Annotated in this window: 13 protein-coding genes; 3 read left to right on the plus strand and 10 right to left on the minus strand. The window is 66.3% G+C overall.

The genetic code is table 11. The annotated features are described in order from the left end of the window. Positions 1-2 precede the first annotated feature (2 nt). The 5 genes from C100_RS46475 to C100_RS46495 all read right to left on the minus strand — a co-directional run bounded on the left by C100_RS46475 (position 3) and on the right by C100_RS46495 (position 5,570). Positions 3-497 carry an Lrp/AsnC family transcriptional regulator gene (locus C100_RS46475; RefSeq protein WP_024022049.1) on the minus strand — a complete coding sequence of 165 codons (495 nt, stop codon included), beginning with the start codon at positions 495-497 and terminating at the stop codon, positions 3-5. Positions 498-517: 20 nt separating this feature from the next. Next, positions 518-1,909 carry an aspartate aminotransferase family protein gene (locus tag C100_RS46480; protein WP_024022050.1) on the minus strand — a complete coding sequence of 464 codons (1,392 nt, stop codon included), beginning with the start codon at positions 1,907-1,909 and terminating at the stop codon, positions 518-520. Positions 1,910-2,048: 139 nt separating this feature from the next. Next, positions 2,049-3,128 (minus strand): tartrate dehydrogenase, encoded by a 1,080-nt coding sequence (locus C100_RS46485; protein ID WP_024022051.1) that lies wholly within the window; start codon positions 3,126-3,128, stop codon positions 2,049-2,051. 124 nt (positions 3,129-3,252) lie between these two features. After that, positions 3,253-4,716 carry an NAD-dependent succinate-semialdehyde dehydrogenase gene (locus C100_RS46490; RefSeq protein ID WP_024022052.1) on the minus strand — a complete coding sequence of 488 codons (1,464 nt, stop codon included), beginning with the start codon at positions 4,714-4,716 and terminating at the stop codon, positions 3,253-3,255. Beyond that, positions 4,713-5,570 carry a GNAT family N-acetyltransferase gene (locus C100_RS46495; RefSeq protein WP_024022053.1) on the minus strand — a complete coding sequence of 286 codons (858 nt, stop codon included), beginning with the start codon at positions 5,568-5,570 and terminating at the stop codon, positions 4,713-4,715. Before C100_RS46495 ends, C100_RS46490 begins: the two co-directional genes overlap by 4 nt. 201 nt (positions 5,571-5,771) lie before the next feature. Between C100_RS46495 and C100_RS46500 the strand changes: the two genes are divergently transcribed. Beyond that, complete coding sequence (locus C100_RS46500; RefSeq protein WP_024022054.1) at positions 5,772-7,244, plus strand: aldehyde dehydrogenase family protein; 1,473 nt, start codon at positions 5,772-5,774, stop codon at positions 7,242-7,244. Between the two features lie 37 nt (positions 7,245-7,281). Here the strand turns inward: C100_RS46500 and C100_RS46505 are convergent, their stop codons facing one another. Beyond that, on the minus strand, positions 7,282-7,725 hold the full coding sequence (locus C100_RS46505) for a pseudoazurin (RefSeq protein WP_084625537.1): 444 nt from the start codon (positions 7,723-7,725) through the stop codon (positions 7,282-7,284). Between the two features lie 130 nt (positions 7,726-7,855). Continuing rightward, the gene (locus C100_RS46510; RefSeq protein ID WP_024022056.1) at positions 7,856-8,401 is read right to left on the minus strand and encodes a rhodanese-like domain-containing protein; all 546 of its coding nucleotides are present in this window, start codon (positions 8,399-8,401) and stop codon (positions 7,856-7,858) included. Between the two features lie 92 nt (positions 8,402-8,493). Between C100_RS46510 and C100_RS46515 the strand changes: the two genes are divergently transcribed. Together C100_RS46515 and C100_RS46520 are read left to right on the plus strand one after the other, a co-directional pair. Continuing rightward, a complete protein-coding gene (locus tag C100_RS46515; protein WP_024022057.1) occupies positions 8,494-9,282 on the plus strand; it encodes a quinoprotein dehydrogenase-associated SoxYZ-like carrier in 789 nt (262 codons plus the stop codon). Continuing rightward, entirely contained in the window at positions 9,279-10,223 is a 945-nt protein-coding gene (locus C100_RS46520; RefSeq protein ID WP_024022058.1) for a quinoprotein relay system zinc metallohydrolase 1, read from the plus strand. Before C100_RS46515 ends, C100_RS46520 begins: the two co-directional genes overlap by 4 nt. On the opposite strand, the gene C100_RS46525 is transcribed toward C100_RS46520, so the two are convergent. The 3 genes from C100_RS46525 to C100_RS46535 form a co-directional block, all read right to left on the minus strand. Beyond that, positions 10,220-10,510, minus strand: coding sequence for a DUF1330 domain-containing protein (locus C100_RS46525; protein WP_024022059.1), 291 nt, complete (start codon positions 10,508-10,510; stop codon positions 10,220-10,222). The genes C100_RS46520 and C100_RS46525 overlap by 4 nt on opposite strands. A 24-nt stretch (positions 10,511-10,534) precedes the next feature. Beyond that, positions 10,535-12,862 carry a TonB-dependent receptor gene (locus C100_RS46530; RefSeq protein ID WP_031310357.1) on the minus strand — a complete coding sequence of 776 codons (2,328 nt, stop codon included), beginning with the start codon at positions 12,860-12,862 and terminating at the stop codon, positions 10,535-10,537. Between the two features lie 66 nt (positions 12,863-12,928). Next, positions 12,929-13,970 (minus strand): TonB-dependent receptor (locus C100_RS46535; protein ID WP_024022061.1); only part of this gene is annotated, 1,042 nt, incomplete at its 5' end.

Below are 13,970 nucleotides of genomic sequence, written 5' to 3' on the forward strand. Positions count from 1 at the left end.
CTCTATCGTTGTTCGCCGAACAGATGCTGGATCGGATAATGATGCTTGATGAAGGGGGATTTGATCACGACGTAGCTGAAATATTTCTCGATGCCATAGTCGCTTTCCAGCATCCCCTCGATGATCGACTGATAATGGACGACGCCGCGCGTCACGAATTTCAGCAGATAATCATAGCCACCGCTGACCAGATGACATTCGACGATTTCGTCCAATTTGCGGATGCGCGTCTCGAACCGGGAAAAGTCGCCAGCGCGGTGCTCGGTCAGTGTGACTTCGGTAAAGACGGTCAGATATTCGCCCAGCTTGTGCAGATTGACGTGCGCGCCATAGCCGGTGATGTATCCGGCCTTCTCCAGCCGCTTGACACGGGTCAGGCAGGGGCTGGGGGAAAGGCCCACCGCGTCGGCCAGCTCGACATTGGTGATGCGGCCCGCTTGCTGAAGCTGCGTGAGGATCTTGAGGTCGATCCGGTCGAGTCTTGGTCCGCCCAGCATGTCCCGATCTCCCCCCTTTTTTATCCCACCGCCGCGCGAATATCTGCTTCTTCGAGCAGGTCGTCCAGTGTCTTGCGGATGCGGGCGAAGATCATGTCCATCTCGTCATCGGACGCGCAAAGCGCCGGCGCAAGCCCGATGATCGAGTCAGTGAAGGCGCGGAATATGACCCCGTTCCGATAGCCTCTTTCGAACAATCGGTCCGCCAGTTTGAGCGCAGGGTCGAAGCGCGCCTTGCTGCCCTTGTCCGCCACCAGTTCGATTGCGCCCAGCAGCCCGCGGCCGCGCGTGTCGCCGACCAGCGGGTGATCGGCGATCGCCGCCATCCCCGCCGCAAAGCGCGCGCCGACCTTCTGGCCGTTCGCCAATATGCCGCCATCGGTGTAGAGGCGCAGCACTTCCAGACCCACCGCCGCGCTGACCGGATGGCCCGAATAAGTGGCGCCATGGCCGATCGCCAGTTCCGGCGCCGCGCCATCGGCAATGCCCTGATAGACCTTGTCCGACATCAGCACCGCGCCCATCGGCACATAGCCCGACGTCAATCCCTTGGCGACCGTCATCAGGTCGGGGGACACATCCTCCGCCTCGCACGCGAACAAGGGTCCGGTGCGCCCGAAGGCCGTGATGACCTCGTCCGCGACCATCAATATGTCCAGTTCGTCACACGCCTGCCGCATTGCCTTGAGCCAGCCGACCGGCGGCACGATGACGCCGCCCGATCCCTGGATCGGCTCGCAGAAGAAGGCGGCGACATTGTGCGCGCCCAGTTCCGCGACCTTGTCCTTCAACTGCTGCACCGACCGGGCGATGATCGCGGCATCGTCCCCCTCCAGATCGCTGCGATAGGGGTAGGGGGAAGGGATATGATGCTGCCAGCGCAGCGGCAGGTCGAAGCCGCGATGGAAATTGGCGAGCGCTGTCAGCCCCGCGCCGGTCGTGCTCGACCCGTGATAACCGCGTTCCAGGGCGATGCATTGCTTCTTCGCCGGCTTGCCGATCGCGTTGTAATAATGGGTGATGTAGCGGATCGCCGAATCCACCGCATCCGATCCACCCAGCGTGAAATAGACATGATCCAGCCCTTCGGGGCTGAGGTCGATCAGCTTCTGCGCCAGCCGCACCGCCGGTTCGCTGCCGAAATGGAAATAGCCCGTGGCATAGGGCAGGCGGCGCATCTGCTCGGCCGCGACTTCGGCGATGCTGTCCTGGCCATAGCCGACATTGACGCACCATAATCCCGCGAACGCGTCCAGCACCTCCCGGCCATCCATGTCCGTCAGCCACATGCCCTTGCCGCTTTGCAGCAGCGTCGCGCCGCGCGCCTCATGCCCGCGAAAGGAGGTGACGGGATGGATCAGGTGATCGCGGTCGATGTCCAGCAGGGATCGGTTGCTATGCAGCGTCATCATGGGGGCTCGCTGTTGTGGTCATGGGCTTCAGCCTAGCCTCATGCCGCGGAGCGAAAGCCCGATATGGGGCGAACGGCGATGACGCCTGCCCTTATTCACGGACCGGCGCGGCATATTGTGCTGTGCCGGTCCGTTGCCGTCAGCATAGAGCGTCGGCGATCGCCTTGCCGCATTCCACGGTGTTCGCCTTGCCTTTAAGATCGCCGGTGCGAAGGCCCGGTTCGGCCAGCACCGTCTCCACCGCGCGCATGATCGCGGCGGCGGCGTCCGCCTCGCCCAGATGCTCCAGCATCATCGCCGCCGACCAGATCTGCCCGACCGGATTGGCGATGCCCTTTCCTGCGATGTCGGGCGCTGACCCATGGACCGGCTCGAACAGCGAGGGCGCGGTGCGATCCGGGTTGATATTGCCCGACGGCGCGACCCCGATGGTGCCGGTGCAGGCCGGGCCAAGGTCGGACAATATGTCGCCGAACAGGTTGGACGCCACCACCACGTCGAACCGGTCGGGGTTCAGCACGAACTGGGCGGTCAATATGTCGATATGATATTTGTCATGGGTGACGGTCGGATAATGTGTCGCCATCTCCTCCACCCGCTCGTCCCACCAGGGCATGGTGATGGCGATGCCGTTGGACTTGGTCGCCGACGTCACATGCTTGCGCTCCCGCGTCGCCGCCAGCTCGAACGCATAGCGCAGCACCCGGTCGGTGCCATGACGGGTCATCACCGTTTCCTGGATCACCACCTCGCGCGGTGTGCCGGGGAACATCTTGCCGCCGACCGAACTATATTCGCCCTCGGTATTTTCGCGCACCACCCAGAAATCAATGTCGCCGGGTTCGCGGCCGACCAGCGGACAGGGCACGCCGGGCATCAGGCGGACGGGGCGCAAATTGACATATTGGTCATATTCGCGCCGGAACTGGAGCAGCGATCCCCACAGCGAAATATGATCCGGCACCGTGTCGGGCCAGCCGACCGCGCCGAAGAAGATGGCGTCGGGATCGCCGATCCGCGCCTTCCAGTCGTCGGGCATCATCTGGCCATGTTTGGCATAATAGTCGCAGCAGGCGAAATCCTGCCATGTCTGCTCGATGGCAAAGCCGTAGAGGCTCGCCGCGCGTTCCAGCACGCGGATGCCTTCGGGCATGACTTCCTTGCCGATGCCGTCGCCCGGAATGACGGAGATGGCATAGTTGCGGTCGGTGGCGGACATAACTCACTCCCGTTCGCCCTGAGCCTGTCGAAGGGCGTTTTTGCTTGAAGACAAGTGCAGCGCTTCGACGTTCGAACGAGGCAGGCGGCTCGTTTTGAACAGCGCGGACGGCGCAGGGCCGGGCTTAAAGCTTCAGCCCGGCAATATGGAACGCCTTGGTCTCCAGATATTCCTCGATCCCCGCATGGGCGCCCTCGCGGCCCAGGCCCGACATCTTGACCCCGCCGAACGGCGCGACCTCCATCGCGATCGCGCCGCTGTTGAGCGCGACCATGCCCGCCTCCAGCCGCTCGGCGACGCGGAAGGCGCGGTGCAGATTTTCGGTGTAGAAATAGGCGGCAAGACCATAGCTGGTCGCATTGGCCAGTTCGATGCCTTCCTCTTCATGGGTGAAGCGGAACAGCGGCGCCACCGGTCCGAACGTCTCTTCCTGCGCCAGCCGCATGTCCCGCGTCGCCCCGGTCAGGATGACGGGCGTCGCGAACCGCGCGCCGCTGGCGCCTTCGGGCGCCTGCGCGAACAAGGTCGCGCCGTGCGACAGCGCATCCTCGACATGCGCCTTCACCTTTTCGGCGGCGGCGGCATTGATCAGCGGCCCGATCGTGCTGCCCGGCATGTCGCCCGGCGCGACCTTCAGCGCGGATACCGCCTTCGCCAGCTTCTCGGCAAACTGCTCATAGACGCCGTCCTGCACCAGGACGCGGTTGGCGCAGACGCAGGTTTGCCCCGCATTGCGGAATTTGCTGACCATGGTGCTGGCGACGGCCACATCGACATCGGCGTCGTCGAACACGATCAGCGGCGCATTGCCGCCCAGCTCGAAACTCACTCGTTTGATGGTGTCGGCGCATTGCCGCATCAGCAGCGCGCCGATGCGGGTCGATCCAGTGAAGGACAGCTTGCGCACGACGGGGCTCGCGGTCAGCGCGCCGCCGATCGCGGTGGGCAGGCCGGTGACGATGTTGAACACGCCCGCCGGGAAACCCGCTTCCTCCGCCAGCTTGGCCAGCGCCAATGCGGTAAAGGGCGTCAGTTCGGATGGCTTGACCACCACCGGGCAACCGGCGGCCAGGGCAGGGGCGCATTTGCGCGTGATCATCGCTGCGGGGAAGTTCCACGGCGTGATCGCCGCCGACACGCCGACCGGCTCTTTCATCACCAGGATGCGACGATTGGCTTCGGGCGCGGGAATGATGCCGCCGTCGATGCGCTTTGCTTCCTCCGCAAACCATTTGATGAAGCTTGCCGCATAGCGAATCTCGCCCTCTGCCTCGGCGATCGGCTTGCCCTGTTCGGCGGTCATGATGCGGCCCAGGTCGGCAATATTGTCCAGCACCAGCCTGTGCCACCCCTCCAGCACGGCGGCGCGGTCGGCGGCAGTGCGCGCCTTCCATGCAGGGAACGCCGCCTGCGCCGCGGCGATGGCGGCCTGCGTCTCGACCTCGCTGCAATCGGGCACGGTGCCGATAATCGCCCCGGTCGCGGGATTGTCGACCGGCACCGTCCGGCCCGAAGCCGCGCCGGCCCACTGGCCGCCGATGAAGGCCTGCTCGATGAAAAGGGCGGGGTTGTTGAGGGAGAGGGTCATCCGAGCGCCTGTGTGGTAAGGGAAAATGTCGTGACCGAAGGGTCAAGCGGCGGCAAAGGGCCGCGCACCATGCGCATCACCCGTCCTACGCAGGGTAGGCCCAGATCATCCAGCCATGCGGACAGGCCGCTTTCCTCCGGCACGTCGAGCCGGCAGAACATGCCCGCATTGGACCCCAGCCAGTGGGAAATCAGCGCCTTCGCGCCGCCGGCATCGGGCGCGATGGTCGGGCCGACGACATAGCCGCGCCCAAAGCGCCGGAACAGGGCAAAGCCCACCGGCTCATTGCTGCGGGTCAGCACCACCCCCTGCGCACCGGGCGCCAGCGCATCGAGCAGCGCGGCCCGGTCCATGCCGGTCGCGCGCTGCGCCAGGCTGTGCAGCGTCGGCATGTCCTTGGCGCCCAGCGGCCGAACCCGCTCGTCGGGGATCAACTGTGCCATCGGGACGGAAAAAGCCGCACCCTGATGCTGGAACACCGGACCGCCCGGCTCGAAGCCCAGCTTGCGATAGAGCGGCGCGCCTTCGTCGGTGGCGTTGAGCAGCACCGTGCGGCCGTCCAGCTCGTCCAGCACCGCCTCCATCAGTTGCCGGCCGATGCCCATACCCTGCGCTGCGGGCGACACGATGACCATGCCCAGGGTCGCGGCCTGTGTGCCATAGAGCCAGGCCATGGCGGTGCCGATCACATCGCCATCACGGGTCGCCACATAGCCAAAGCCCAGGCTCAGCAACATGTCCCAATCCTCGATCCGGTGGGGCCATTTCTGCTCGCTCGAAAGTTCGTGGGCGGCGGCCAGATCGTCCACGGTCATGCGCCGCAGCTTCACCATCGCCTCTATGCCTGTCGCCATGCGTCTTGCTCCTTGGCGGGAAGGGGGCGCCCGCCGCTTGGTCGGAATCGGTGGCCGGACATTAAAAGCCTGCGCCAAGCATTGGCTGCTGCCTTCGCCCGCTTTTTGGAAGATTATCGCGCTTATTTTCCTGCGCAACTGCAACAAATGCCGTCACCCCGCCTTATCCTGCCCCGCAGCCCGAACTAGGAGACCCACGCCGTGACTGGTTTCGACCCTGATCAGATCAACCTGGCCCAGGCGCATAATTTCATCGACGGGCGCCGGGTGAAAGGGCGCGGCGCTGCCATCGCGGTCCGCCGCCCCTCGGACGGACGGGTCCAGGCGGACCTCGACAGCGTGGATGCCGATCAGCTTGTCGAGGCGGCCGATAATGCCCAGACCGCTTACAAGCGCAGCGGCTGGGCACAGACCGACCCGCGCGGCAGGATGCAAGTCTTGCGCCGCTGGGCCGACCTGATCGAGGCGGACGCCGCCCGACTCGCGCCGCTCGAAGCGCTGGGATCGACCCGCACGATCAACGAGGTCAACGCCTGGGATCTGGGCTACACCGCCGAAACGATCCGCTTCTTCGCCGAATGGGCGGACAAGGTCGGCGGCGAAGTCGCGGCGACCACGCCCGACAAGCTCGGCCTCACCATCGCCGAACCCTATGGCGTGGTCGCGGCGATCGCGCCCTGGAACCTGCCGCTGGTCATGGCCGGCTGGAAGATCGCGCCGGCCATTGCGGCGGGCAATTCGGTGGTCCTCAAACCCTCCGAAATGACGCCTTTCAGCATCGTGCGCCTCGCGGAGCTGGCGATCGAGGCGGGGTTGCCCGCCGGCGTCTTCAACATCGTGCAGGGCGATGGACGATCGGTCGGCGATCCGCTGGTGCGGCGTCCCGAAGTCGCGAAAGTCACCTTCACCGGCTCGACCGCCACAGGCGCGGCGATCATGGCCGCCTGCGCGCAGACCGGACCAAAGCCGGTGACTCTGGAACTGGGCGGCAAAAGCCCGCAGATCGTCTTTGCCGACGCCGGGATCGACAAGGCGGCGGCGATCGTCGCGCGCGCCATCACCTTGAACGCGGGTCAGGTCTGCGTCGCCGGCTCGCGCCTGCTGGTGCAGGACAAGGTCGCCGATCAGGTGATCGACCGCATCCTCGCCGCCTTCGCCGCCCATCGCGCCGGCCCGACCTGGCGGACCGACACGACGCTGGGGCCGATCATTTCCGAAGGCCAGCTCGACCGGATGGACGGCATCGTCAAGCGCGCCATCGCCCAGGGCGCCGAACTGCTGGCGGGCGGCGGCCGCGCCACTGCGCCGCAGGAAGGCAGCTATTTCGCGCCGACCCTGATCGCCAATGTCGATCAGCGCAGCGAGGTCGTGCAGGGTGAGATTTTCGGCCCGGTGCTGACCGTCCAGACTTTTGCTGATGAAGAAGAGGCTTATGCGCTGGCCAATGACAGCGCCTATGGCCTCGCCGCCGGCGTCCACACCGGCGACGTCGCCCGCGCCCTGCGCGCCACGCGCACGTTGGAGGCGGGCACGATCTGGGTGAACCGCTATGGCCGCAGCAATGATTTCATCCTGCCGACGGGCGGCTATAAACAGTCGGGCATCGGCAAGGATCTGGGTCGGGAAGCCTATCTGGCCAACCTCAAGACAAAGACCGCGCTGATCGAATTCTGAACGCGGCGCGCCGTGGCCCGGCGCGCCCGCGACCCTCCTACTTCACTTTGGCCAGCGCGGCGGTCATCCGCTTGGCGGCGAAAGGCGGCAGCTTCACCGCCTTGGCGGCGGCGATGTCGGCCGGCGTGACCTTGCCCACCTGCACCAGCGCGACCATGCCCATCGAATAATGCGGCATACATTTGATGCCGTAGAGACCCGGCTTGGTGACGGTCATCGCCACTTCCTTGTTCATCGCTCCCTTCATCGGCGTCGCGCCGGCAGGCAGCATGTTCGCCATGGTTTCGGCATTATGGCTGGGATTGGTCGGCAGGAAACGGATGGTGTCGCCGGGCGCGGCCTTCACGAAGGATGGCTCGAACACCATGGCGCCCTCCGCGCCCTGGTTCTTCATATGAACGACGATGTCCTTGGCTGCGGCGGGCAGCGGCGCCAGCAACAGCGCGGCGACCGACAGGCGGATGACATGATGGCGGATCAAGGCTCTCTCCAGACATGATGGTGCGGCATAATGCGCCGGGTTGGCACCAGAATTGCCGGATGTCCTTGATCGGGCGCAATGGGCCATTGGTCCAAGGCGCCGGTTCAGCCCTGGTGCAGCAAAGGCGTTTTCAATTTGCCGCGCCATCCTCCGGCACGACCGGTTCGAGCGTCAGGCCAAGGTCGCGCCAGCCATCGCTCCCCTCGGCCAGCCACCACGCCCGTTCATAGCCATGGGCGCGCAGCCGCCGTGCCGCGTTCCAGCTCATCCAGCAATCGGCGAGGCAAAAGAGGATGATCGGCCGGTCGCGTCGCCCGTTGGTCAGCCGCGCAACACCCGCCATGAACCAGCCCTCGATTTGCGGGTCCAGTGCGCCGCGTCCGCTCTCGGGAAACCAATGCGCCCCCGGAATGGACTGCCGCGCCTCCGCCAGCCGCCAGCGCCCGTCCGCTTCGCGAGAGGCGCCTTGCGCCGGCGTCACGTCGATGAACAGGGCGTCGATGTCCGGCCGCAACTGGGCCGCCGCCGCCGGGGCGATCCGCGTCACCCCCTCTGGCGGGCGGCGGGTCGGCGCGCGATAATGGGCGCTGCGATAGCCCTGTGCGTTGAACAGCGGTTCCTGCGCCTGCGCCAGTATCGGCGCCGCCATCGCCAGCATCAACCAGACTGCCCGCATCTTCCGCTCCCGCCTCTTGGCCGCGCTACTGGCCCAAGGTGCAATGGTAGCGCAGCGCGCCTTGCCTTACGCCTGCACTTAGGGAGAAGGACATGAAAGGCATGACGGCGCTGCTGTTGGCGCTTCTGGCCATTCCGGCGCAGGCGGCGGAGCGTTATCCGGCCGATCCGCTCGGTTCGCCGATGTGGGTCGCCCATGCACGCACCCTGTTCGGCGACGATCCCGTCCGCTTCGACGCGCGCGTGAAGGTGGAATTTCCCCTCGTCGCCGAAGACCAGCGCGCTTTCCCGGTCGCGATCGACGCGCGCGGCATTGCCGGCGTCCGGCGCATCCTGCTCTTTGCCGATCTCAATCCCATTCCCGTGGCGATCGACTATCGCCCGGTAAACGCCGCACCCTATATCGCCACCCGCATCAAGCTTGACCAGCGCACGCCCGTGCGCGGCGCGGTGCAACTGGCCAGCGGCGAATGGCTGGTGTCGGGCGGCTGGATCGACGCGGCGGGCGGTGGCTGCTCGACCCCGCCGGTCAGCCGGGTGAAGGGCGACTGGGCCGATCATCTGGGCGAGATACGCGGACGGGCCTGGCCGCTGGCTGACGGCGCGCGCCTGCGCCTTGGCTTTCGCCATCCGATGGACACCGGCCTCGTCGCCAATATCGCCACCTATCATCTGGAAAGCCTGACCGTGAAGGACGCGCAGGGCGGCGTGCTGGCGGAGATGGAGATCTGGGCCAGTGTCGCTGAAGACCCTGCGATCACCTTGTTGCCCTTTGCCAGAGCGGGGGAGCGGCTGGCGATCGAAGGGCGCGACACCAATGGCCGCCTCTATGCCGCGCAGGTCGATGTGGCCAAACAGTCCGCCATGCCGGTCGCGCCATGATCCTGTCGCGCCGGACCCTGCTTGCGGGCCTCGCCGCCGCGCCCGTCGTCGCCCGCGCGGCGCCCGACTATGGCATCAGCCCCCTTGCCGTGGCCGACGGCATCTGGATGGTGCGGGGCGCCGATGCGCCGATCGAACCCGCCAATGGCGGCGCCATCGCCAATATCGCGATCATCGATACGCCCGCCGGCACGGTCCTGTGCGACTGCGGTCCATCGCTGCGCTATGGTCTGGCGCTCAAGGCGGCGGCGGAAGCCCTGACCGCAAAGCCGGTGGTGCGCGTCTACATCACCCATCTTCATCCCGACCATGGCCTTGGCCTGGCCGCCTTCGATCCCGCTATCGCCGCCGCGCTGCCCGGCACGATTTCAGCCTTGCAGGCGCAGGGGCAGGGCTTTTCCGACGCCATGTACCGGATTCTCGGCGACTGGATGCGCGGCACGGACATACTGCTCCCGCGCGTCGCTCTGTCCGGCGGAGAGGAGGATTTGGGGGGACGCAAAATCCGCCTGCTGCCACTCGCAGGTCACAGCGGCGCGGACCTGGCGCTGGTGGATGAAAGGACGGGCCTGATGATCGCGGGGGATCTCGTCTTCCATGATCGCGCGCCCAGTACGCCGACCGCCGACCTGGCTGCCTGGCGGACCAGCCTCGACCGCCTCAAGGCGCAGCCGCATGGCGCGCTCCTGCCCGGCCATGGTCCGCTCGATCCGGGCGGAACCGCAGCGATAGATCAGACCCGCGACTGGATCGACTGGCTGGAAGACAGCCTGACCAACGCCGTGCGCGCCGGCCTCGACATGGTGGAGGCCGGGCAACTGCCGATCCCGGACCGCTTCTCGGCCATGGCCGCCGCCCGCTACGAACTGCAACGCAGCGTCTCGCATCTCTATCCGGGGCTGGAGGCGCAACTCCTGCCCCGGATAGACACGAACGACTAGTCGATACCCTGAATGATGAAGGTCTGATAATCGGCGCCTTTCAGCCGATAGCTGAGCGCTTCCTGATAGGCGGGACTGTCGTACCAGGCCTCCGCGTCCGCGAAAGTGGGAAAGGCGACGATGACCGCGCTCTCTGTATTCGGCCCGTCCGTCGCGCGGGTTTTGCCGTAAAAGGCCAGCGGCGTGACCGGATGACCGGCGAGCGACTTGCCGGCCAGCTCTCCATAGGTCGCCATGGCGTCAGGATCGCGCACGGCGTTGCGGACGGCGACGAAATAGGCAGTCATATATTCTCTCCTTCTTCTGCTTGATCAAAATGCCGCCTTTACCCCCAGATACCAGCGGCGTGGTGCGCCCGGCCCGTAAGCGCGCGGGTTCGACGCGCCCGGCGCTTCCTCCAGTTCGATCTCGTCCACCTCGCTGAAGGTGCCAAAACTTGCATAATCGCGATTGAAGATGTTGCGCAGTTCGCCGAACAGGCGGACGCCGCGCAGGATGGTGATGCTGCCGCGCAGGTTGACGATGGCATAGCCGGGCAGTTTCGCATTGTCGTTGCCCTCGTCCCCGACCAGATATTGGCCCGACCGCGCGATCAGGTCGCCGCCGATCGACCAGCGACCCGCCGCATAGTCCAGGCTCATCGTCGCGCTGTGTCGCGATATTCCCGTCAACCGGTCGCCGCTCATGACCTGAATGGTGCCATCCTCTTCCGCTTGCGGATTGGCCGGGCTCGAAAGCGTCAGCGGCGCGCGATAGGTCGCGTCGGTGAAGGCATAGCTTAATGCCCCGGTAAAGCCACCGTGCGCGGCCTTCACGCTCGCCTCCCCCCCCTGCCGCCGAGTCGCGCCGATATTGCGGAAATAGGCGCGGCCGCGAATGTCGGACGCCACATATTGGATGTCGTTGGCGTTGCGCGTGCGCCAGGCCGACAGCAGCCAGTCGATGCGCAGCCCGCCCGCCGCGCCATGGCCGCTGGCGCCCGCTTCCCAGCTTTTGGCGACCACCTGCTTCAATGGCGGATCGGCGATGAAGAAATTGGTGAGGCTGCATGGCGCCTTCTCGTCCGCGCAGGACAGTTCGGCGGGGGTTGGCGCGCGGTTGCTTTCCGCATAGCCCGCGCGCAGCGACAGCCCGTCGCTCATCCGATAATCTAGTTCTACGCCCGGATTGAGCCGCCGGAAACTGTGCCGTCCATTGAGCGCGGTGCCGATCTGGTCCTGCAACACGACCCGCGCATGATTATAGCGCAACCCGATTTCGGCGGAGAGGCGCTGCGTGATCGGCAGGCGATCCTGCGCGAAGACGCCCCAATATCGGCCATGCGCGATCAGTCCTACCGGTGCGATCGCGCCGTCCGCCTGCACGATGTCGACGCCCAGCCCCTCGACGCTGCGGTCCCTGGTCATTGCGCCCAATTCGGTGGCGCTGTCGAACCGTGTGCGGCTGGCGTCATAGCTGAAACCCAGCGCGAAATGATTGTCGCCGCCGGCCAGCGGCCGTTTGTCGATGATCTGGAACAGCGCCCCCATGGCGCGGGTCCGGGCGCGGCCCCGGTTCAGCACGCCATAGCCGTCGCCATCCTGCATGTCGGCGATCGGATCGCCATTCGCATCGGTCAGGATGGCCTGCGCCTCCTCGTCGTCCTCATCTCCCCCCACCGTCTCCAGGCACAGCAGGCCGGCCGCGTCCGCCTCCTCGCAGCCTTGGATGTCGGCGGCATCGCCATTGACCGTGCGCAGCGTCAGCTTCTGGGCATAAAGCGTGCCCTCGATCCGCGTGCGCTCCGACAGTGCGACCCAGGGGTGCAGGCTGATCCGGCCATAACGCGCCTTGCTGTTGTCGGGCCAGGTGAACACCGCGCGCCGGTTCGCCGCCAGCAATTCCACCGGCGCGACCCCATTGCCGGTAAGGTCCGTGTCCGCGCCCACCAGTTTCAGGTGCAGCCCGCCCGATACGGTGTCGAAGCCCAGGTCGAGATAGCCATTATAAAGGTTGGAAGGCGAAAAATCCCGCCAGCCATCGTCATGGCTATATTGGAACGCGCCATAGGCGCTGACATCGCCGCGCGCCAGGCCGCCCGCGATGCTCGCCTCCCGATAATCGAAGCGACCGCCGCTATAGCTCGCCTCCAGCCCCGGATCGGACAGGCCGGTGCGCGTTTCGATCAGCATCGCCCCGCCCAGCGCGTTGAGGCCATAGACGGGACTTGCGTCCAGCAGGCTGAGCTTGCGGATCGCCGCTTCGGGCAGCAGGTCGAACGCCACCGTATCGCCAAAGGGCTGGTTGAAGCGCGCCCCGTCGAGATAGACGGCCAGACCCTGCGCCTGCCCCTGAAGCGGCGAGGCGGTAAAGCCGCGATAGACAAGATTGGGTTGCCAGGGATTGCCCTGCGCCTCCTGCAAGGTGACGCCCGCGATAGAGCGGGTCAGCGCGCCGAGCAGATCGGGGGTGCCCGCCCGGCCGATGTCCGCGCCCGAAATCGTCAGTGCGTCATCGGCATCGATCGCGCCGCCGGGCGCCGTAACGACGATGGCGACCCGGTCTCCCACCTCCCTGGCCATCTCACCGGGCGTCTGCGCCTGCGCCTGTCCCGCCCAGGCCATGGCCGTTCCGGCCAGCAGCGCCGTCACCCCTCGCATCGCTCTCTCCCGATCTTATCGGGCAACGCTAGGGAGCGGGGGAGGGCGGCTCCATTATACCTTGGGTCAATGCCCGACGCTGATCCCGATCCACAGCGTCCGCGGCGTGCCGAGGTCGATCGATCCGCCGGCATTGCGGGTCACGATCGCCTCGTCGAACAGATTTTCGCCCCGCGCCACCAGCGACAGCCCATGGCCGATCGGCAGGCGCGCGATCGCGTCCAGCGTCAGCGCATCGGGCAGCACATCGCTTTGCAGGTCGTCCTCATATTGTTTCGCGTCATAGCGCAATGTGGTCGACAGCGACGGGCCTTGCCGCGGCGCCCAGGCCAGCGTGGCGCTCGCCGCATGGCGCGGGCTTTGCGCCGGGGTGAAGCCGTCGAACGCCTGGCCGGGCGCGCGGACGCTGCTATGGCTATAGGCGTAGGATGCCGAAAGCTGGAAATCGCCCAGCTCGGCCGCCGCCGTCAGTTCCACGCCCTTGGCGACGATCCGCTCGACATTCTGCCGCTGGCGCGTGTTGGGGGCGGTCGTGACATTGGCGATCGCATCGTCCAGCCGGTTGTAGAAGGCTGTGGCCGACAGGGTGACGCCGCTCGCCGGGGTCAGGTCGATACCCGCCTCGGCGCCTTTCAGCTTTTCGGGGGCCAGCGCCGCATTGGCCTCGGTCGTGATCGGAAACACCACGAAGGGGCGATACAGCTCGTTGAGCGTGGGCAGGCGAAAGCCGCTATAGGCGGCCGCCCGCAGCGCCAGCGCGTCGCTCGCCCGGTACAGCGCGCCGATCCGGCCTGATGCTTCCCAGCCCGACCGGTCGGCAAAACCACCGCCCGACGCTGCCCCGGTGGTGGCATTGACCTGCCGGTAGAAACCGTTGCGGATCGTCCAGCGATCCGCCCGCGCGCCGCCGGTCAGCACCAGATCGCCGATGCTCCAGTCATCCTCGACGAACAGGCCTCCGGTCCACTGGTCGCCCCCGGCATGGCGCAGGAAGGTGCGCGGATTGCTCGCGACGCCGGCATTATAGGCATCCTCATACATGTCGCCGGTGGCAAAGCGCGTATCGACGCCCACGCGCAGCAGATGGTCGGGGCCGACCGGCGGCCGC

This window comes from Sphingobium sp. C100 (assembly GCF_000508185.1).
GTDB lineage: Bacteria > Pseudomonadota > Alphaproteobacteria > Sphingomonadales > Sphingomonadaceae > Sphingobium.